This window comes from Solibacillus isronensis (assembly GCF_023715405.1).
GTDB classification, from domain to species: domain Bacteria; phylum Bacillota; class Bacilli; order Bacillales_A; family Planococcaceae; genus Solibacillus; species Solibacillus isronensis_B.
The window spans coordinates 1,687,623-1,709,783 of sequence record NZ_JAMBOC010000001.1 but is presented as its reverse complement, the minus strand read 5'-3'; the positions used below and the strand labels follow the sequence as shown (position 1 = coordinate 1,709,783).

The following is a 22,161-nucleotide window of genomic DNA, read 5'->3' as shown; positions in this document are numbered from 1 at the left end:
CGCACATACTATTTGTGCGAGAGGAGGGAAAGCAAATGGGACTATTACAAAACTGGGAACAATGGACAAGCTTCTTAGGTAAACAAGTATCTGATGCAAAAGAAAGCGGCATGCCTAATAAAATGATTGAGAAAGCCGCAGTTCAGATTGGCGAGTATCTTGCGAAAAACGTTGACCCACAAAACGAGCAAGAGCGCGTATTATCGGATTTATGGTCTGTTGCCGAAAAGGACGAAAAGCAAGCGATTGCAAGCTGCATTATGAAGCTCGTTCAAAACAAAACAACACACTAATTAGTTTTACGGAAAAAATGTCACTCACTGCATTAGTGAGCGGCATTTTTTTATGGATGCGAAAGTGGCGAATAAGCACCTTAAGTTGACGATTAAATGGTCAAAACTGACGAATATCTCTATAGAAGTGGAGAATAAATTTACTCTACATAAAAAGTGGCGATTATTTCAATAAAGTTGACGATTATTCCATACATATTGAGGATTAACACTTAATAAGAATGTCTAATAAATCCCCCTTCTTTTAAACAAATTTTCCTTGCATGATTTTCTATTAGTACCAATCTCCAACTGTAAATGCACGATTGTCCAACATTGATACTTCTAGAACGTGTTTTTTCAAAAATTATTTCAAGAAAACTAACAAAAACGTGGCTTTCTAACTTTTCAATAGGTAGAAAATCCGCTATGATGGAACTTGTAAGAAATAAATACGTTTCTATTATGAGGGGACAGATACAAAATGGGCGAATGGTATTTTGAATATGAAATTCAAGTGAATCGACCAGGTTTATTAGGAGATATTGCATCGCTGTTAGGAATGCTTCGCGTTAATATTGTCTCGATTAACGGTGTGGATGAGGAGCATCGAGGAATGCTGTTATCTACAGAGAATGAAGAATCTATCCAGCGTTTTATTTCAATCGTCTCAACAATGGAAAATATTAATGTAACAAGATTTCGTGAGCCAAAGCTGCGTGATCGATTGGCTGTTCGGCATGGGCATTATATACCGAAAGATGCGGATGAAAAAAATACATTCCGGTTCGTACGTGACGAATTAGGAATTTTAGTTGATTTTATGGCCGAATTATTTAAAAAGGAAGGGCATAAATTAATTGGGATCCGTGGAATGCCGCGTGTAGGAAAAACAGAATCAATCGTTGCTGCAAGCGTGTGCGCGAATAAAAAATGGATTTTCATCTCTTCTACTATGATTAAACAAACTGTCCGCAATGCGTTAATGGGTGATGAGTTTAATGGGAATAATATTTTTATATTGGATGGTGCCGTGACACGTCGCTCGACGGATGAACGCCACCAGCAGTTAGTTCGGGAAATCATGGGTATGCCGACGATTAAAGTCATTGAGCATCCAGATCTGTTCGTACAGCATTCATCATATAAAATAGAAGATTTTGACTATATTATCGAATTGCGCCATGAACCGAATGAGGAAATAACATATGAAATTATCGAAAAGAATAATATGTTATCGAGTACAGACCATTTTGGCGGGTTTGGTTTTTAGTAAATAAGAGGGCTTAGTGCCATCTTTATTTGAATATATTAAAAGTAGGTGTTTTTTTTGACGGAACTAGGAGCTCGCTTGAAAGAGGCGAGATTAGCTAGAGGTTATAGTCTAGATGATTTGCAAAATATCACGAAAATCCAAAAACGTTATCTAATAGGAATCGAAGAAGGCAACTATACAATTATGCCTGGTTCTTTCTATGTACGTGCCTTCATTAAGCAGTATGCCGAAGCAGTTGGATTAGATGCGGATGAAGTATTAACTGAGTATCGAAAAGATATTCCGGAAATGCAAAAAGAAGAAGTCGCCCAATCATTCACACAAAGTCCGAGTCGCCGTAATATGAAAGCGACATCGAGCAATAAGATGATGGAAGCAATGCCGAAATTGATCGTTGCATTGTTTGCGATTGTCATTATTATCGTTATTACAACTCTATACTTCCAAAAAACGGGCAGTACGCCGGATGGAGGAGAAGAGGAGATTGAACCGATCGAATACGAACAAAATCCGAATTCAACACCAACAAAACCTGTTGAAGACAACGAAGAAAACACAGAAGATGACACTGAAGAAAATGTTGAGCCTGAAGAACCTGTCACAGACGAGCCTGAAGTAGCTCAAACAATCAGTGAAGGTGTTGTACAAGGCGAAGATTCAACATTTGAAGTATCAGGTACAGACAGCTTAAATGTCCGTATTGAAGTATCAGGTGAAACATGGGTTGGTATCCGAAATGAACAACAGCAGGAGCAAGTGAATGCAACAGTTTATAAAGCTGGAGATATCGTAGAAAATGATTCAACTGCAGATGGCTATGCAAGAATCCGTTTGGGGAATTCAAAAGTGGCTAAAGTATATGTAAATGATGTAGAATTGACATACGCACAAGATCGTATGACGCAAAATATCATTTTAAAATTAGTGAATGAAGGACAAGGAGAGTAGTCATCTTAAAAGATGGCTCTTTTCTTTAGACGAAAGGTGTTAACAAATGAACATTCCAAATAAGATTACAGTCTCGCGCATTTTATTAATCCCACTATTTGTGATTGTAATGATGTTTGATTTCGGTTGGGGAAATATGACGCTGTTTGGCGCGGAAATGCAAGTGAACTATTTTGTTGGGGCACTGATTTTTATTTTCGCTTCGGCAACGGACTGGGTAGATGGCTACTATGCCCGCAAATATAATTTAGTGACGAACTTAGGGAAGTTTTTGGACCCGCTTGCAGACAAGCTGCTCGTTTCTGCTGCCTTTATTTTATTGGTGGAAATCGACCTGGCACCTGCCTGGATTGTCATTATCATTATTTCGCGTGAGTTCGCGGTAACGGGACTTCGACTGATTTTAGCAGGACAAGGGGAAGTCGTAGCGGCGAACCAGCTTGGTAAAATTAAAACTTGGGCCCAAATCGTGGCGATTTCTGCATTAATTTTACACAATACGATTTTTACATTAGTTGGCATACCTTTTGATATGATTATGCTTTATGTAGCATTGTTCTTTACAGTATGGTCTGGATGGGATTATTTCTATATAAACCGTCGTGCATTATTGGATTCAAAATAAATAAAATTTCTAAAACTAGGTTAGAATTTCTTTTAGGATAGGTAATAGTAATAAGTATCCATAAAAGATAGAACAAGACTCGTGAACGCGAGGAATGTTTTTCTAATCTAGTTTTTCTTTATTTTTACAGCAGTTGCCAAAACAACTGCTGTAAAAAAAGCCTCTGGCAGATGTCACAGATTTTCTAAAGGTACTTTTGAGTATACGCTAGAGCGTATACTCAAAAAATCTGGACTCCATTACGCCAAGGCGAAATTGATCTATAGGGGGTTTTAGGAATGAATGCAGAAATTATAGCGGTAGGATCAGAATTATTATTAGGACAAATCGCCAACACGAACGCGAAATTTATTTCGAGCCAGCTTTCGGAACTTGGCATTAATGTGTATTATCATACAGTTGTGGGAGATAACGAGGCGCGGCTTCTAGAGGCAATTAAAATTGCGGAACAGCGCGCGGATGTAATTATCTTCTCAGGTGGTTTAGGTCCGACGAAGGATGATTTAACGAAAGAAGCAATTGCGAAACATTTGAATCGTACGTTAGTGTTTGATGAAACGGCGCTGTTTGCAATTGAAGAGTTCTTCTCAAAGCAAAGACGACCAATGACGGAAAACAACCGGAAACAGGCGCTTGTACTGGATGGCTGTGATGTATTATTAAACCAGCACGGTATGGCACCGGGGATGTTTTTAGAGGAAAATGACCTTATTTATATTTTACTGCCGGGTCCGCCAAAAGAACTTGAGCCGATGTTTCAATATGAAACAAAGCCAAAATTGGCGGCACTTCTGCATGACGGTGGGGTTATTTTATCGCATGTACTGCGCTTTTACGGTATCGGTGAAGCAGATCTGGAAACCCGCATACAGCATATTTTGGATGAACAAACAAATCCAACTGTTGCCCCGCTTGCTTCAGACGGTGAGGTAACATTGCGTATTACGGCAAAAGCTCAAAATGAACCACAGGCTTTCCGTCTTATTGAATTGAAGAAACGTGAAATTCTCGATATTGTCGGAGAATACTATTACGGTGTAAATGATGAATCATTAGGCTTCAAGCTTGTACAAATGCTTCTGGAGAATGAGTTAACGGTTTCCGCTGCCGAAAGTTTAACGGCCGGTCTGTTCCAGTCGGAGCTGGCAGAAGTTCCGGGAGTCGGATCTGCATTAATCGGCGGTGTCGTAACATATACGAAAGAAGCGAAAATCAAACATCTCGGTATTTCCGGTGAACTGCTTGATGAATACGGAATCGTCAGCAGTGAATGTGCTGCGGCAATGGCGACGCAAGTCCGAGAAAAGTTCGGGACAGATATCGGAGTTGGACTGACAGGTGCAGCTGGACCGGGCGATCATGACGGACAGCCTGCAGGATCGATCTGGGTCGGTATCAAGATCGGTGACACAGAGCCATTAACGTACCGACTGCAATTAACCGGCTCAAGAAATACAAACCGGATCCGCGCGGTGAAGTTTACGTTCAGCTATTTAATGAGGGAATTGGCGAATCAAGGGTACAAAAAGCTGATTTAATTGTCGGTTTCTTTTGATAAAGGCGATTTGATCACTGATTTAAAGGCATTTAGAAACATTCAAATAAAAGGCGAAAATATGTTCGCTTTTTTCTTGAATGTTATCTCATTAGCAAGTATAATAGAGACATAAGTTAAATAAAGCTTTTTCTTAAGGAGGAAATAGTTTGAGCGATCGTAAAGCAGCATTAGATATGGCGTTAAAACAAATAGAAAAACAATTCGGTAAAGGTTCTGTCATGAAACTGGGTGAAAACTCAAACCGTCATATGGAGACAACTTCATCAGGCTCTATCGCAATTGATGCAGCATTAGGTATAGGCGGCTACCCGCGCGGACGTATTGTAGAAGTTTACGGACCGGAATCATCTGGTAAAACAACAGTTACATTACATGCCATCGCAGAAATTCAGGCAAACGGCGGTACGGCAGCGTTTATCGATGCTGAGCACGCACTTGACCCGGTATATGCACAAAAATTAGGTGTTAATATTGACGAATTATTATTATCACAGCCGGATACAGGTGAACAAGCACTTGAAATCGCGGAAGCATTAGTACGTTCTGGTGCGATTGATATTATCGTAATCGACTCTGTAGCAGCATTAGTACCAAAAGCAGAGATCGAAGGCGAAATGGGTGACTCGCACATGGGTCTTCAAGCGCGTTTAATGTCTCAGGCATTACGTAAATTATCAGGTGTTATTAACAAATCGAATACGCTTGCTATTTTCATCAACCAAGTTCGTGAAAAAATCGGTGTTATGTTCGGTAACCCGGAAACAACAACAGGTGGACGTGCCCTTAAATTCTACTCTTCTATCCGTTTAGAAGTACGTCGCGGTGAAGCGATTAAGCAAGGTACAGAAATTATCGGTAACAAAACGAAAATCAAAGTCGTGAAAAATAAAGTAGCACCACCATTCCGTACAGCGGAAGTTGATATTATGTACGGTGAAGGGATTTCAAAAGAAGGCGAAATCGTCGACATCGGTGCAGAACTGGACATCATCCAGAAGAGCGGTTCTTGGTATTCTTACAACAGCGAACGAATCGGCCAAGGTCGTGAAAATGTAAAACAATTCTTCAAAGAAAATCCTGCAATGAGAGAAGAAGTAACAGAAAAAATCCGTCAACACTTCGGTATCGGCGAACTAGGCTACACAATCGGCGCCAATGATACAACAGGCGAAGAAGAACTGGACGAACTAGAATTATTCGAAGACGAAAAAGAATAATGTTACAGACCCAAGCGGAGTAATTTGCTTGGGTTTTGTTTTGTTGGGGGAAACATGCGGATGGGGTGTGCCTGGGATTATATTAGAACAAATTTAGGATTTATTAGAAGAATTCTACTTGATATTAGAAGATTAGGAGCAGATATTAGAAGATCGGACTGACTTGGCCCCTTTTGATTGAATTTTGTTAGAGTACACCGGTGAAAAAGTACAGCGGGAACTTTTATTAGAACAAATTTTACGATATTAAAAAATCTCCGCCTGATATTAGAAGATTTGAAGAGGATATTTAAAGATCTTGAACACTTATTAGAAGAAGTGCTGGATATATTAAGAAATCAAAAGTTTATTAGAACATATAAAAATATATTAGAACATTTTAAGATTTATTAGAACTTCCGGCCGCCAGCAGTGCCTCAGCTGGATATATTTTGGTAAAATTAGGTTATACTAAACCGCAGGGCCCACAAGCTCTCTATAATAACACCAAACCTTATTTAGAAAATTTTAGGATACACTAAACCCTATCACCACCACCAAACCAACTCAACCAAAAAATATAAAAGACCCCTTAAACCATGGCTATTCTTGACATACCTTATTTTGAACTATACAATTAAAATGTATAATTTCTAAATTTTGAAATGAATAGGCGGTATGTTTGAACAATTCAGATATATTGTGCCAACTAAGAGAACATCAGACATATATAGGCATAGGAGGGAAACGATATGGAAATGATACTCCCTGCTTTGCTAGGATTCGCTGTCGGTGTCGCTGTTATCTATTTCTACATGAAAAACGTGAATGAATCAAAAGTGACTGGTGCAAAGCATGTTGCCGAGCAAATCGTGGAAGACGCGAAACGTGAAGCAGATGCACTTAAAAAGGAAGCACTGCTTGAAGCAAAGGATGAAACTCACAAATTTCGAACTGAAGCGGAAAATGACATTCGTGACCGTCGTGGAGAGCTTCAGAAACAAGAGAACCGTTTATTGCAAAGAGAAGAAAACCTTGACCGCAAAGATGATACTCTGAACAAAAGAGAGATAAGCTTAGAGCGTAAAGAAGAAGCTCTAGCTAGCAGACAACAGCATATTGAACAGATGGAAAGCAAAGTAGAACAACTTGTTGCAAGTCAAAAAACTGAGCTTGAGCGCATTGCAGCTCTGACGCGCGAAGAAGCGAAAGAGGTTATCTTGAAGGAAGTTGAAAACGAACTTTCTACAGATATCGCTGTAATGACGAAAGAATCGGAATTGCGTGCAAAAGAAGAATCAGACAAAAAGGCTCGAGAAATTTTATCACTTGCATTACAACGCTTTGCAGCTGACCATGTTGCAGAAACAACAGTGTCCGTTGTAAATCTGCCGAATGATGAGATGAAAGGCCGTATTATTGGTCGTGAAGGCCGTAACATCCGTACATTAGAAACGCTTACAGGTATCGATTTAATTATTGATGATACACCTGAAGCAGTTATTTTATCCGGCTTTGATCCGATCCGCCGTGAAACAGCACGTCTTGCATTGGAAAAACTAGTTCAAGATGGTCGTATTCACCCGGCACGTATCGAAGAAATGGTTGAAAAATCCCGCCGTGAAGTGGATGAACAAATTCGCGAAACTGGTGAGCAAACAACATTTGAAGTAGGTATTCATAACCTGCATCCGGATTTAATGAAAATCCTTGGTCGTATGAAGTATCGTACAAGCTATGGTCAAAATGTATTGAAACACTCAATCGAAGTAGCCCACTTAGCAGGATTACTTGCTGCTGAACTAGGCGAAGATGTGACATTGGCGCGTCGTGCAGGTTTACTGCATGATATCGGCAAAGCAATTGACCATGAAGTCGAAGGAAGCCACGTTGAAATCGGTGTGGAACTGGCAACGAAGTATAAAGAACACCCAGTTGTTATTAACTCGATTGCATCCCACCATGGTGACACAGAAGCAACTTCAGTTATCGCCGTACTTGTAGCAGCAGCCGATGCATTATCAGCAGCCCGCCCAGGTGCCCGCAGTGAAACACTGGAAAACTATATTCGCCGCCTTGAAAAGCTGGAAGAAATCTCAGAAAGCTATGACGGCGTTGAAAAATCATTCGCGATCCAAGCAGGCCGTGAAGTACGTATCATCGTACAACCTGAAAAAATCGATGATCTGGCATCACATCGTTTAGCGCGAGATATCCGCAAACGTATTGAAGAAGAACTCGATTACCCAGGTCACATCAAAGTGACAGTTATTCGCGAAACACGTTCAGTGGAGTATGCGAAGTAATTAACTTACTAACAATTGAAAATCCTTAAACTTTAGAATAAAAGACACCCAATTTCCTCTATGAGGGAAAGGGGTGTCTTTTTGTGTCTCTTAGAGGGTTTCAAGAATATCGTTTTATTATGGTAAATTTAGTAAATATAGAAGTGGTGATGTGCCCAATTTAGACGAAGAGTTGGTTAATTAAGCGGAGATTTTCCTTAGATATGTAAAATGCGTCCAATTTCTTCATTCTAATTGTACAATTAGTCAGTTCGTTACATAGTGATTTATTCTTATAAAATATTTCTTAATGCTATTTAAATGCTAAATTTTTATTGTAATTAAATTATTTTAAAGTATTATAAATAGTATTATATTATTATTTAAAAAGAAAATTGTGCAAATATTTCCACCTTTCAAATCGCTATGATATAATCGGCATATCTTGATAAAAAAATGGAGGTTTATACATGAAAAAACAATCTTATAAAAAATTGTTCAATGTAGCATTAACTACCACTCTAGCAGCTGGTGCAGTTGTAGCAGTAGCACCACAAGCGCAGGCGGCAATCAGCTTCAAAGACGTAAAAGAAACAAACTCGCACTATGAAAACATCATGAATCTAGCGGAGCGCGGTATTATCCGCGGTTATGAAGACGGTACATTCCGTCCGGGAGATTCAATCAAACGCGGTAACGCAGCACACATTATTGCAGAAATCATCGGTCTAGACACTACAAACGTTAAAAACCCTAACTTCAAAGATATTTCTACGAAAAACTCAAACTACGGTGCAATTGCAGCATTAGCAAATGCGGGCATTATTAACGGTTTCGAAGACGGTACATACCGTGCGAACGATATGCTTACACGCGGTCAAATGGCTAAAATTATTGACAACGCATTTAAATTAGCTTCAAATGGCGAAGCGCTTCCATTTACAGACGTTCAAAATTCTCAATATAAAGAACATATTGCTGCATTATATGCTAACAACGTAACAACTGGTAAAACACCAACGTTCTTTGATGCAAAATCAAATGTAACACGCGCTCAATTATCATCTTTCGTAGTACGCGCTGAAAAAGCAGCAGCTACACCAGCACCAGGAACACCAACAGTTGAAGAAGGCGTATTTACTGTAGGTTCAGTAGTAGGGAACACAGTGAAAATTGGAAATGAAGATTTCGAAGTTTCAACAGAATTAGCAGCTGTATTTAATGCAGACAACGCTGCAGCATTACAAGATTCTGTTGTAACACTTGTTGTTGAATACGCACCTGAAACAGTAGCATCTACAACACCAGTATTTGCAAAAGGTAAAGGTAAAATCGTAGGCATCAAAACGTTAAAATTAGTAAAAGACAATACAAGCTTTAATCCAAAAGGTTTCAAGATTGCTAAAATTGAAGCAGCAGCTAAATCACTTACATTAGTAAATGTTAAAGCTGATAATCTTGAGGTTCCAGCAAACAGCGCTGTAACAATTTCTGGCGGTGAGATTGCTAATTTAGTAGTTGCTGATGATGCAGCTGTAACATTAAATAATACAGCTGTTACTACACTTGAAGTAAAAGGCGACGGCAAAATTACAATCGGTGAAGGTACAACCCTTACTACTGTAGTTCTTGAAAAGGGCAAAACTTTAGCAGATGTTATTACAAACTATGAAGCAGTAAAATCTCAATTAGCGAATGTTAAAGTAGTAGAATCTGATGGTACAGTTGTAACGCCACCAGTAACTCCTCCAGTAACACCACCAGTTGGAGGCGGCGATGGCGGTTCTAATCCGCCAGTAATTACAGAGAAACAAAAACAAGATTATATCAAGGACTTAAATTCAACATTAAACAGTCTAAAAGTTGATGGTGTTAATAGTATTGTTTCGGATGGTAGCACCGTAACAATTACTACTTCACCAAGTATCAATAAATCTCAGTTAGCTAAGGTATCTAGTGATGTTATTTCTAAATTCACTGGTTTAGGTACTACTGCAGTATTGGACTCTGTTTCAATTGGCGGGAAAGATTATACTGAAAATGACCCAATAGATTTAGATGCTATTGCACTTCGTTTAGCAATTGCACTTGGTCTTGAAGAAGAAGCTGGCGATGTATTAGATTTAGGAGCTAATGATCCGATTTGGGATGCATTAACTGGTGATGCATACGATGGTACAATTTCTTTAAACTTTAAAGATCGTACTTCAACTCCAGTAAAAATTATTTTAACAAAATAATATAAGCATTCAAAAGTTCCCTAGAGCGAAAGTTCTGGGGAATTTCATTAAAAAAAGGGATTTGGTTTATAATTGAAAATAAGGGGTAATAAGGTACCGGTCGTTATCCTTTAGATTAAGGATAAGCCAAAAAACTGCAAAGGAGCCTACAACTGATGAAAAAGCTGAAGTATATATTTATTGCTCTGGCAGTGATTGTGTTATGTATTGGTGGATATATTGTTTACGAATTGAAATTCAAGTCCTATGACACAGCAGATCCTGAAGTAGATGCTTTAATCGAAGAGACATATAATGTCGAATTGCCGGATGGAACGGTAATTGTTGTCGATAAAGAAGGAAATATTGTCGAAAACAAAACATTGGATTCCCAAAACAACGGCGTGACAACTGCATCAGCTCAAACTTCTAGTACCAATGAAAATTCTGACTCTACACAAGACGATGAAAAAGGTACAGAAACCGGTACTACGAATAACGGAAATAGTTCGTCAAATTCGAATTCCGGACAAACTGGAACATCTGCTAGCTCAAATTCTAGTTCGAATACAGGTACAACAGGATCAAATTCAAACGCAAACCCGAGTACAAACACGAACACAGGCGGATCAAATCAACCAGCTGAAAAAGTAACAGTTGCGTCGATTAAATCGAAATACGAGGGAACTTTTAAAAGTCTGGAAAACCAATCCCGAGCTCGTATCAATTCATTGATCAGTCAGGCAGCGAATGAATACTCGACGAAAAAGAGTAATGGTGAATCAATCAGTTACGGATATTTCTATAAAAAATATATGGGTGCAGCAAATGGAATCGAATCTGCTACTGATTCTACTGTAAATGTAGTAGTAGGTTTAGTGGAAAAAGACCTGCAAAAAAATGGTTTTGATAAATCCTATGCTCAGAGCTTTAAGGAAGATTACAATGCAATGAAAGAATCTCTGCGTTCTGAAATGATGGACAAAGCACTAAGCTTCCGTTAGCCTTTAAAGGTTTGCAGTACGTATAAGCGTTTTGCAAACCTTTTATAATTCAATAGCTAATTACCTTATCATTACAAATATCTATATTTATTTACAAAAATGTCAAATATACTGCGTTTATCAAATATTTATCAATTATATGAGGATCCTATGTAATAATGGTAGCAACTCATGTATAATCTTAGAAGTTATTATAAAGGAGCGTAACACTTTTGGAAGAGACAATAAGCTTACAAGATATATTCAAGACATTAAAAAAGCGGGCTGCTCTTATTCTTTCGCTTACTATTTTTGCAGGGATTGTAGCAGCAATTGTTAGCTACTTTTTACTGACGCCTATTTATCAGGCAAACACACAAGTACTGGTCAATCAAAAAAAAGAAGACATGACACAGCAAATGACATCACAAGATATTCAATCCAACTTACAATTAATTAATACATACAATGAAATTATTAAAAGTCCAGCGATTTTATCCATTGTAGTAGAAAACTTGGACTTGCCGTTAACTCCTGGACAATTGGCTTCAAAGATTTCAGTAACAAATGCGAATAACTCGCAAGTATTAAATGTAAGTGTACAGGATGAAAACTATAATGTGGCAGCCGATATGGCCAACCAGGTTGTAGAAGTATTTAAAGAAGAAGTTCCAAAACTGATGAATATCGATAACGTTAATATACTGGCTCCAGCACAATATTCGGATAATCCGACACCGATCAAGCCAAATAAAATGCTGAATGTCGCGATTGCACTTGTAATTGGATTAATGGTAGGGGTAGGTTTAGCCTTTTTACTAGAATACCTTGATACAACAGTGAAAACAGAACAAGACGTGGAAGAAATAATAGGATTGCCAATTATTGGGGTTATTAGTATAATAAATCCAGAAGAAATGCGAAAAGAGGAAGCAAGAAGAGCTTCTAGACACCGAAAACAAAAAAAAACATTAATTGACCGAAAAGTGAGGGTGTGAGGATATGTTCAACAAGTTTAAACGCAAAAAATCACAGCCAACTACATTAGCGAGAAAGCTTATAACCGATTCTAATCCTAAATCGATTGTATCAGAGCAATTTAAAACAGTTCGTACGAATATTAACTTCTCGATGCCGGACAAAGATTTAAAAACACTTGTCGTCACGTCATCCACACCGGGAGAGGGAAAGTCGACAAATGCTTCGAATATTGCTGTTGTATATGCACAATCCGGGAAGAAAGTGCTCTTAGTTGACGGGGATATGCGTAAACCGACTACTCATCATACATTTGGAGTAAGAAATGCCAGTGGTTTATCAACGGTTTTAATACGCCAGCATACGGTCGAGGAAGTAGTAAATGAAACGCAGATCGAAGGCCTTTCACTAATAACGAGCGGTCCGATTCCGCCAAATCCTGCTGAACTGATAGCTTCAAAAACGATGGACCAGTTTATTGAAGCGGTTAAAGAAAAATACGATATGGTCATTTTCGATGCACCGCCTGTATTATCTGTAACGGATGCGCAAATTCTATCGAATAAATGCGAAGGTACGATATTAGTTATCAATTCAGGAAAAGCAGAGAAAGATAATGTGATAAAAGCGAAAGAAATGCTGCTAGCTTCAAAAGCAAACATTATCGGAGCGGTATTGAATAATTACGCAATCGATAAAAATCACTATTATTATCAATATTACGGGGCTGTAGAATAATAAACTTAGCCCCTCGAAACTAACATCTAGAAGAGGGGCATTACATTGATAGATATACATAGCCATATATTGTTTGGAGTCGATGACGGACCCGGAGATTTATATGAAACACTAAGTATGCTACAAAAAGCCGTAGACGAAGGCATTACAGAAATCATTTCAACTTCACATAGTTTTCATCCACAATACAATGTTACAGCTAAACAAGTAACCGAGCAGATGGCTGTTTTACAGGAACAGCTTCAGCTCAATAATATTCCATTAAAAATCCATCCAGGTCAAGAAGTCCGTTTAGTCGAAAACATTGTCTCTTTAGTAGAGGCTAAGGAAGCTTTGACTCTCGCAAACTCCAATTATTTGCTGCTTGAACTACCATCCAGCACAATACCGAAATATACAAAAGAACTGATTATCACCCTTCAAGCGAAGGGGATTACGCCGATAATTGCACATCCCGAACGGAATAAAACAATTGCCGAACGACCATATAAGCTGGAAGAGCTAGTAAGGGAAGGCGCAAGGGCACAAATTACTGGCGGAAGTCTTGCGGGGCATTTCGGAAAAAACATTCAAAAGCTATCGCTAGATTTAGTGAAAGCGAATCTGGTCCATACGTATGGTTCAGATGTGCATAACTTGACAACTCGCCCATTTTTATTTGATGAAGGGCTTATATATTTGGAAAAAAAGAAACAGTTAGATGCAGTGGATATGCTTTTAGAAAATAATGCAAGGATCATTGAAAATAAGAATTTTATCTTATATGAACCTCAGGAAATAAGTTCTAAAAAATGGTGGTCTATTTTCTGAAGAAATAGCATATAGAAAGGTTATGGGAAGAATGAACTATCGTAGAAGATACGCAGTATTTTTTATACTCGATTCTATCATTGTATTAACGGCGATATATATTAGTTATTGGCTGCTGCACCCGACAGTTAGTGTATATACGAACAAAACATTATTTATCAGTGCGATTACGCTACTAATCGCACATCATATTGTCGCTAATATTTATAAGCTATACAGTCGTATCTGGGCGGTTGCCTCAATTAGAGAACTGATCATTATCGGAGTTGCTGTAACAATTTCCGTAGTGATGGCGATGATTATGCAGCAGCTCATTAATGGAGACATTTATTTCCGTGTACTGATGATCACATGGCTGCTCCATATTATTATGATCGGCGGTTCTCGCTTTTTATTAAGGCTTTTACACGAAAAAAGAAAAATAAAATTTGATGGTGAAGCAATTCGTGTGTTAATCGTAGGTGCCGGCCAGGCCGGTACGATTCTTGCACGCAATATTAGCCGCAATGAATTTACTGAATATCAAATTGTCGGTTTTGTTGATGATGATCCAAATAAAAAATATTTAACATTAGTAGATTACCGAGTACTAGGTACCACAAGTGAAATTGAAAAAATTGTTGAAAGTAAAGGTGTTCAAGAAATTATTTTAGCTGTTCCATCTTTACCTAAAAGTGAAATGAAAGCACTGTTCGAGCGCTGTTCAACTACTAGTGCAAGCGTAAAAATTATGCCGAAAATTGAAGATGTACTGACAGGTAAAGTGACAGTGAACGACATGCAGGAAGTCAATATTGAAGACCTGCTTGGCCGTGATGAAGTGAAGCTCGACATGTTAGCAATTTCTGAAGGAATTACCGATAAAGTTATCTTAGTAACTGGTGCAGGTGGTTCGATTGGATCGGAAATTTGCCGACAAGTGATGAAATTCCAACCGAAAAAATTATTATTACTTGGTCATGGGGAAAATTCCATTTATTTAATTCACATGGAGCTAACGGAACAATATAAAGATTTAGATATTGAGATAATGCCTATTATTGCTGATGTACAAGATAGAGATCGCATTTTTGAAGTAATTCAAAACTATAAACCTAATGCAATTTATCATGCGGCAGCGCATAAACATGTTCCGCTCATGGAAGCCAATCCATTGGAAGCGATAAAAAATAATGTGTTCGGTACTAAAAATGTTGCGGATGCTGCACATAAAGCCGGTGTCGACCGCTTTGTATTGGTGTCAACAGATAAAGCTGTTAATCCACCGAATGTAATGGGGTCTACAAAACGAATCGCAGAAATGGTTGTTCAAAACTTGGCTACACAAAGTAAGACGACATTCGCAGCAGTAAGGTTCGGAAATGTTTTAGGATCACGCGGTTCAGTAGTACCTCGCTTTAAAGCACAAATTGCTGCAGGCGGCCCGGTTACCGTAACGCATCCGGAGATGACACGTTATTTCATGACAATACCAGAAGCAAGCCGCCTAGTATTACAGGCAGGGGCCTTGGCCCGCGGTGGGGAAGTGTTTGTACTTGATATGGGTGAACCTGTATACATTACAGATTTGGCGAAAAATTTGATTCGATTATCCGGGTTTAAAGAAGATGAAATCAGCATCGAATATTCAGGTATCCGACCAGGTGAAAAAATGTATGAGGAACTGCTTAGTCCAAATGAAATACAAGAAGAGCATGTATATCCGAAAATTCATGTTGGGAAGGCAAACTGTATGTCGCCAAAGCAACTGGCAATGTTTTTATCAGAGCTTGAACAGCAGGATAATCCCCAATTAAAAGAAAAAGTAATTGCTGTAGCAAATGGCCATTGGGAAGTAATTACTGATTTGCATATGGATGTAGCTGCAACTGAATAAGTTAAATCCTAGTTAAAACATAGATTATATTCGCAATCGGAAAGGGTGTCTATAAATGAAAAAAGTGAAAAAAGCAATTATACCAGCAGCCGGACTTGGAACACGTTTTTTACCAGCTACAAAAGCAATGCCAAAAGAAATGCTGCCGATTGTCGATAGACCGACTATTGAATACATCGTCGAAGAAGCAATCGCATCAGGTATTGAAGATATTATCATCGTAACAGGTAAAGGTAAAAGAGCAATTGAAGATCATTTTGACCGTAATTTTGAATTAGAAGAAAATCTAATTAGCAAAGGTAAACTGGATATTCTGGAGAAAATTAATCAATCTTCAAAAGTAGAAATCCATTATATCCGTCAGAAAGAACCAAAAGGATTAGGTCATGCAGTATGGTGTGCACGAAACTTTATCGGGGACGAGCCGTTTGCTGTCTTACTAGGTGATGATATTGTAAGTGCGGATAAACCGTGTACAAAACAGTTAATCGAACAGTATAATACAACAGGTTCTTCAGTAATCGGTGTTCAAACAGTGTCAGATGAAGAAACAAAACGCTACGGGATTATTGATCCGATTTCTTCAAAAGGCAGATGCTATGAAGTGAGCAATTTTGTTGAAAAACCGGCTCAAGGTACTGCACCATCAAATTTGGCAATTATGGGCCGCTATGTATTAACACCTGAAATTTTTGAATTTTTAGAAACGCAAGAAACTGGTGCGGGTGGAGAGATTCAACTGACCGATGCCATTCAAAAACTGAATGAAAGCCAAAAAGTTTATGCGTATGATTTCGACGGTGTACGCTATGATGTCGGGGAGAAGTTAGGGTTTATTACGACAACGATTGAGTTTGCCTTACAGAATGAAGAAATCAAGGCTGATTTATTAGAATATCTAGAAGAGATAGTGAAAAAGAGTAATGTAAAAAGTTAAGTTCTAACGTATTTGCTGTCAGGTGATGTCTTCTTATCTCTATCATTGAAGGTACTTGATTATGCTGTGGGTGGCGTGTCATGTGCCACCTTAAATGCTTTTTGTCAAGATGGGAAAGTTAGGTTAGATGCTCGAATTTTATTGTAAATAATTTAGTCAGGGAATGTTAGAATTGGCAAGTAGGTTAAAGTGACGAAGTTTTAATTTCCATAATCATGAAAAACGACAATTTAAAATAAACTACTTAGATGGTTAAGAAAACATTATTGTAATAAGGAATAAAAGGAAAAATTATTTTGTTCTTCTCTAATGTGTTTTAACTGATATTATTAGAAGTGATTATGAAGGAGGACGCCCAATAAAAAGGAAATCGGTTACGGTTACAAATTCAAAATTATTTATATTGTATTTACTTTGAGCTAGTTATTAAATAACAAATAAATATTTAAGTATATTAGTATTTTAGTAGTTGATTTGAAAGTTTCTAATTAAGTCCTAATCTACTAAAGAAAATATTCTAAGGAGTGTAGTTAGATGTATATGAAGATTAAAAGATTGATAGACATCATTCTATCTTTAATCGGACTTATTGTTTTATCTCCCATTTTTTTTATTTTAATTATTGCTATTAAGATTGAATCAAGAGGACCGGTTCTGTTTAAACAAAAGAGATTAGGAATTAACAAGACCCATTTTAACATTTTAAAATTCCGTACCATGAGAATAGATACACCGAAGGACACTCCAACTCACTTATTAAGTAATCCAGAACAGTATATCACTAAGATGGGTAAATTTCTGAGAAAGACCTCCCTTGATGAGCTACCGCAAATTTGGAATATTTTCGTTGGGCAGATGAGTATAATCGGGCCTAGACCAGCACTGTGGAATCAAAATGATCTTATCGCTGAACGGGATAAATATGGCGCTAATGATGTACCACCCGGGTTGACAGGTTTGGCACAGATTAATGGTAGGGATGAACTTCCTATCGAAATCAAGGCTAAGTTAGATGGGGAGTATGTGGAGAAGATTAGTCTTTGGATGGATATTAAGTGCTTCTTTGGCACTATCGTAAGTGTTGTTAAGAGTGATGGTGTAGTTGAAGGTGGAACTGGAGTGAACAAGGGAGTTGCAAGTGCTAAGATGAGAAGCTCTTCAGGAAAGTAAACTAGTAGAGGTGGAAATATAATGTTATTAGTTACAGGAATTACGGGACATAGTGGCAAGTATTTCTTGCAAGAGCTTATAAAAAATAAATACGATGGTCCAATTCGATGTATTGTTAGATCAAACTCTGATACATCAATGATAGATAATTCTAGATTAAATATAGAAAAGATAGTTGGAGATTTAGAAAACCAAGAATTTTTGAATGAAGTTATGAACGGAGTTAGTACAGTTGTACATATAGCCTCTATCTTTTATTCTGTAAATGTGATAAGGGCAGCTATTAAGAATAATGTCAAGAAAGCTATACTTGTTCATACAACGGGTATTTATTCAAAGTATAAGAGTGCATCGGAAGAATATAAAGATATTGAGAATAGCATAGATAGGATAATAAAAGATAACAATTCAACAATAGGGCTAATATATTTAAGACCTACTATGATTTATGGATATATTAATGATAGTAATATGATTGTTTTTATAAAAATGGTAGATAGATTAAGGTTATTTCCTATCATTGACCAAGGTAGAAATTTATTGCAACCTGTCAATGGTAGAGATTTAGGGAAAGCATATTATCAGGTATTAAGGAAATCTAATATAATAAGCGGCGATTATATATTATCTGGTGAAAGGCCAATCTCAATGAAAGAGTTATTTACATTGATAAGTCAAATACTAGGTAAGAAAACAAAGTTTATTAGTTTTCCTTTAGCATTAGGGGTTTTTATGGCTAGATTTATAAAAGTCTGTACGCTTGGGAAGGTTGACTATATTGAGAAGGTTCAGCGTATGGGAGAGGATAGAAGCTTTTCTCATAACAGTGCTACAGAAGATTTTGATTATCAACCTATGTTGTTATCAGAGGGATTAAAAATTGAAATTGAAGAATATTTAAAAAAGGTTCAATAGAATTTGGAGGCGTAAGCTTAAATGAAAATCTTAGTTGTCTGCCAATATTATTATCCGGAACCTTTTCGTATTTCAGATATATGTGAAACATTAGTTGAAAAAGGACATGATGTAACAGTACTTACAGGACTTCCGAATTATCCAGAGGGTCAAGTGCTGGATGATTATCGATATGGTAGAAAAAGAAATGAAATGTTAAACGGTGTAAAGGTTATACGAAGTTTCGAAATAGGTCGTGGAAATAGCAAATTGAGGCTTTTCTTAAATTACCTTAGCTTTGCAGTATCAGGTTCGATGAGAGCGTTTTTTATGGATGAAAAGTATGATGTAGTATTAGTTAATCAACTTTCCCCGGTATTAATGGGAATCCCAGCTATTGTATATAAGAGAAAACACAAGAAAAAGATTTTACTTTACTGCCTAGACCTATGGCCTGATAGTTTAGCTGCAGGGGGTATCAAGGAAAGTTCAGTGGTTTACAAGTTTTTTAAGAAGCTTTCTAAATGGGTTTATAGCTCTGCAGATTCCATAGCAGTAACTTCTAGTATGTTTAAAGAATATTTTAGAGATACTCTTAAGGTGTCTAAAAAAGAAATACATCATATACCGCAATATGCAGAGGACTTGTTTACTGAAAGCATTGAAGTTCCTAAAAATGATAAATTTAATTTTGTTTTTGCTGGAAATATTGGTGATATGCAAAGTGTAGAAACTATAGTTAAAGCTGCAAATGAATTACGCAATCATACTAATATTATAATTCATATAGTTGGAGATGGATCCAAATTAGAAGAATGTAAATTACTAAGCAAACAAATGAAGTTGGACAACATAATCTATTATGGTAGGAAACCCGTAAGTGAAATGCCGTATTACTATGGGTTAGCAGATGCAATGTTAATTACCTTGAAGAATAATAAGGCTATTTCATATACCTTGCCAGGTAAGATGCAGTCTTATATGGCTGCATGTAAACCCATAATAGGTGCCATTAATGGTGAGGCAAGCCACGTAATAAGAGAAGCTAATTGTGGATTATGCTGTGCTGCTGAAGATTATAAAGAATTAGCCAACTTATTAATAGATTTCTGTAACAGTGATAAAAAAGATGAAATGGCTAAATGTTCATACGATTACTATATAAGTAATTATAGTAAGGAAAGATTTATATCGTTGTTAGAAAATACCCTAACAAACATGGAGGAATAAAGGATGTTTAAAGATAAAACTTTATTAATTACAGGTGGAACAGGCTCTTTTGGAAATGCTGTAATGAATAGATTTCTAGATACAGATATAAAGGAAATTAGAATTTTTTCACGTGATGAGAAAAAGCAGGATGACATGAGAAGAGTTTATAATAACGATAAACTTAAATTTTACCTTGGAGATGTTAGAGACTTAGCAAGTGTTAAGAATGCTATGCATGGAGTTGATTATATTTTTCATGCAGCTGCACTAAAGCAGGTTCCGTCTTGTGAATTCTTTCCTTTAGAAGCAGTAAAAACGAATATTTTAGGAACTGATAATGTATTAACAGCTGCTATCGAGTATGGTGTGAAAAAGGCAATTTGCCTTTCGACAGATAAAGCAGCATATCCAATTAATGCAATGGGTATTTCAAAAGCAATGATGGAAAAAGTATTTGTTGCTAAATCGAAAACTGTTGATTCAAATAAAACACTAATTTGTGGAACTAGATATGGTAATGTGATGGCCTCACGTGGCTCAGTTATTCCACTATTTATTGAGCAAATTAAGAGTGGTCAGCCTTTAACAGTGACTGATCCTAATATGACAAGATTTCTTATGAGTTTAGAAGAAGCAGTAGAATTAGTAGTATTTGCATTTAAAAATGCTAAGGCAGGAGATATCATGGTTCAAAAATCTCCGGCAAGTACAATTGGTGATCTGGCTCAAGCGGTTAAAGAATTATTTAATGCAGACAATGAAATAAAAATTATTGGAACCCGTCATGGAGAAAAACGTTACGAAACACTTCTTACTAAAGAAGAATATGTAAAAGCAGAAGACCTACCAGGTTTCTATAAAGTTCCTGCTGATCAAAGAGATCTTAACTATGATAAGTATTTTGATGAGGGAGATAAAAAACTTTCTACTGTAGAAGAGTATAACTCGGATAATACACAAATTCTTACCATTGAACAAATTAAAGAGAAATTACTTGAATTAGACTATGTGAAAAGTGAGCTTAATCAATGGAATAAAAAGGTTCACTTAATGAACTAAAGGTGGTATTAGCTTATGAAAATTCTGGTAACCGGCGCAAATGGTTTTGTAGGGAAAAATTTAGTTGCTGAGCTTAAAAATATAGGGGATAATGAGATATTTGAAATTACTAGAGAGAGTGATTATTCGCTTCTCGAAAAATACACAAAAGAATGTGAATTTGTTTTTCATTTGGCTGGTGTAAACCGACCAAAAGATGAAGATGAATTTATGAAGGGGAACTTTGGCTTATCTTCTCAATTACTACAACTATTAAAAAAACATAAAAATAAAGCGCCTGTACTTCTAACTTCTTCTATTCAAGCAGAGAAGGATAATCCTTATGGAAGAAGTAAGAAGGCTGGAGAGGATTTATTGTTTGATTATTTCAAAGAAACCGATGTAAAAGTCTATGTTTATAGACTACCAAACTTATTTGGAAAGTGGAGTAAACCTAATTATAACAGTGTAGTAGCGACATTCTGCCATAATATAGCTAAAGGGGCAGACATTCAGATAAACAATCCGGATACAGAGCTTAATCTTTGTTATATAGATGATGTTTTAGAAGAATTCTTAAGAGCTTTAGAGGGAAAGCCAACAATGCAAGGAGATTTTTGTATAGTATCTGAAACGCACAATATTAAACTTGGAGAATTAGGTGACCTGATAAATGGTTTTAAAAAAAGTAGAAAAAATTTAAGCATTCCAAATATGGAAAATGCTTTAACTAAAAAGCTTTATAGTACCTATTTAAGCTTTCTACCCGAAGACCAATTTTCATATGATCTTAAAATGAACTCTGATCATAGAGGTTCTTTTACAGAATTTATGAGAACGCCAGAAAGAGGCCAAGTATCAATAAATGTATCAAAGCCAGGAATTACAAAGGGAAATCATTGGCATCATACTAAAAATGAGAAGTTTTTAGTTGTAAGTGGGGAGGGCTTAATCCGCTTTAGAAAGATAGATTCCAACAAAATTATTGAATATAGAGTAAGTGGTAAAAATTTACAAGTTGTAGATATTCCAACTGGATATACACATTCAATAGTAAATGTAGGAGAAAACGATCTCGTAACAGTAATGTGGGCAAATGAATGCTTTGATCCAGAAAAGCCGGACACTTATTTCGTGGAGGTATAG

At 37.0% G+C, this 22,161-nt stretch carries 19 protein-coding genes; all 19 read left to right on the top strand.

The genetic code is table 11. The annotated features are described in order from the left end of the window. Nucleotides 1–35: 35 nt before the first annotated feature. The 19 genes from M3166_RS08725 (at nucleotide 36) to M3166_RS08635 (ending at nucleotide 22,161) form a co-directional block, all read left to right on the top strand. A complete protein-coding gene (locus tag M3166_RS08725; protein ID WP_079525348.1) occupies nucleotides 36–293 on the top strand; it encodes a DUF3243 domain-containing protein in 258 nt (85 codons plus the stop codon). Between the two features lie 463 nt (nucleotides 294–756). Then, the gene (locus M3166_RS08720) at nucleotides 757–1,545 is read left to right on the top strand and encodes a DUF3388 domain-containing protein (RefSeq protein ID WP_251689227.1); all 789 of its coding nucleotides are present in this window, start codon (nucleotides 757–759) and stop codon (nucleotides 1,543–1,545) included. A 48-nt stretch (nucleotides 1,546–1,593) separates the two neighbouring features. Continuing rightward, nucleotides 1,594–2,496 carry a helix-turn-helix domain-containing protein gene (locus tag M3166_RS08715; protein WP_340717699.1) on the top strand — a complete coding sequence of 301 codons (903 nt, stop codon included), beginning with the start codon at nucleotides 1,594–1,596 and terminating at the stop codon, nucleotides 2,494–2,496. 46 nt (nucleotides 2,497–2,542) lie between these two features. Next, the gene (gene pgsA / locus M3166_RS08710; protein ID WP_008403198.1) at nucleotides 2,543–3,121 is read left to right on the top strand and encodes a CDP-diacylglycerol--glycerol-3-phosphate 3-phosphatidyltransferase; all 579 of its coding nucleotides are present in this window, start codon (nucleotides 2,543–2,545) and stop codon (nucleotides 3,119–3,121) included. Between the two features lie 278 nt (nucleotides 3,122–3,399). Further along, nucleotides 3,400–4,659 (top strand): competence/damage-inducible protein A, encoded by a 1,260-nt coding sequence (locus tag M3166_RS08705; RefSeq protein WP_251689224.1) that lies wholly within the window; start codon nucleotides 3,400–3,402, stop codon nucleotides 4,657–4,659. Nucleotides 4,660–4,825: 166 nt separating this feature from the next. Then, nucleotides 4,826–5,896, top strand: a complete 1,071-nt coding sequence (gene recA / locus M3166_RS08700; protein ID WP_285848808.1) for a recombinase RecA — start codon at nucleotides 4,826–4,828, stop codon at nucleotides 5,894–5,896. Between the two features lie 731 nt (nucleotides 5,897–6,627). Beyond that, entirely contained in the window at nucleotides 6,628–8,181 is a 1,554-nt protein-coding gene (gene rny, locus M3166_RS08695) for a ribonuclease Y (protein WP_079525364.1), read from the top strand. Nucleotides 8,182–8,630: 449 nt separating this feature from the next. Next, the gene (locus M3166_RS08690; RefSeq protein ID WP_251689222.1) at nucleotides 8,631–10,400 is read left to right on the top strand and encodes an S-layer homology domain-containing protein; all 1,770 of its coding nucleotides are present in this window, start codon (nucleotides 8,631–8,633) and stop codon (nucleotides 10,398–10,400) included. A 155-nt stretch (nucleotides 10,401–10,555) separates the two neighbouring features. Next, entirely contained in the window at nucleotides 10,556–11,383 is an 828-nt protein-coding gene (locus tag M3166_RS08685; RefSeq protein WP_251689220.1) for a hypothetical protein, read from the top strand. A 212-nt stretch (nucleotides 11,384–11,595) separates the two neighbouring features. Further along, nucleotides 11,596–12,360, top strand: coding sequence for a YveK family protein (locus tag M3166_RS08680; protein ID WP_251689218.1), 765 nt, complete (start codon nucleotides 11,596–11,598; stop codon nucleotides 12,358–12,360). Nucleotides 12,361–12,364: 4 nt separating this feature from the next. Beyond that, the gene (locus tag M3166_RS08675) at nucleotides 12,365–13,078 is read left to right on the top strand and encodes a CpsD/CapB family tyrosine-protein kinase (protein WP_251689216.1); all 714 of its coding nucleotides are present in this window, start codon (nucleotides 12,365–12,367) and stop codon (nucleotides 13,076–13,078) included. A gap of 45 nt (nucleotides 13,079–13,123) precedes the next feature. After that, nucleotides 13,124–13,888 carry a tyrosine-protein phosphatase gene (locus M3166_RS08670; RefSeq protein ID WP_251689214.1) on the top strand — a complete coding sequence of 255 codons (765 nt, stop codon included), beginning with the start codon at nucleotides 13,124–13,126 and terminating at the stop codon, nucleotides 13,886–13,888. A 31-nt stretch (nucleotides 13,889–13,919) separates the two neighbouring features. Continuing rightward, nucleotides 13,920–15,764, top strand: a complete 1,845-nt coding sequence (locus M3166_RS08665) for a polysaccharide biosynthesis protein (protein WP_251689212.1) — start codon at nucleotides 13,920–13,922, stop codon at nucleotides 15,762–15,764. 55 nt (nucleotides 15,765–15,819) lie between these two features. Then, entirely contained in the window at nucleotides 15,820–16,701 is an 882-nt protein-coding gene (galU, locus tag M3166_RS08660; RefSeq protein ID WP_251689210.1) for a UTP--glucose-1-phosphate uridylyltransferase GalU, read from the top strand. 534 nt (nucleotides 16,702–17,235) lie between these two features. Further along, entirely contained in the window at nucleotides 17,236–17,871 is a 636-nt protein-coding gene (locus tag M3166_RS08655) for a sugar transferase (protein WP_251689208.1), read from the top strand. A gap of 21 nt (nucleotides 17,872–17,892) precedes the next feature. Continuing rightward, nucleotides 17,893–18,786, top strand: a complete 894-nt coding sequence (locus tag M3166_RS08650; protein ID WP_251689206.1) for an NAD-dependent epimerase/dehydratase family protein — start codon at nucleotides 17,893–17,895, stop codon at nucleotides 18,784–18,786. A 21-nt stretch (nucleotides 18,787–18,807) separates the two neighbouring features. Then, complete coding sequence (locus M3166_RS08645; RefSeq protein ID WP_251689204.1) at nucleotides 18,808–19,995, top strand: glycosyltransferase family 4 protein; 1,188 nt, start codon at nucleotides 18,808–18,810, stop codon at nucleotides 19,993–19,995. Nucleotides 19,996–19,998: 3 nt separating this feature from the next. Further along, complete coding sequence (locus M3166_RS08640; protein WP_251689202.1) at nucleotides 19,999–21,036, top strand: nucleoside-diphosphate sugar epimerase/dehydratase; 1,038 nt, start codon at nucleotides 19,999–20,001, stop codon at nucleotides 21,034–21,036. A 15-nt stretch (nucleotides 21,037–21,051) separates the two neighbouring features. Continuing rightward, nucleotides 21,052–22,161: a capsular polysaccharide biosynthesis protein CapF gene (locus tag M3166_RS08635; protein WP_251689200.1), complete on the top strand. Its 1,110-nt coding sequence runs from the start codon at nucleotides 21,052–21,054 to the stop codon at nucleotides 22,159–22,161.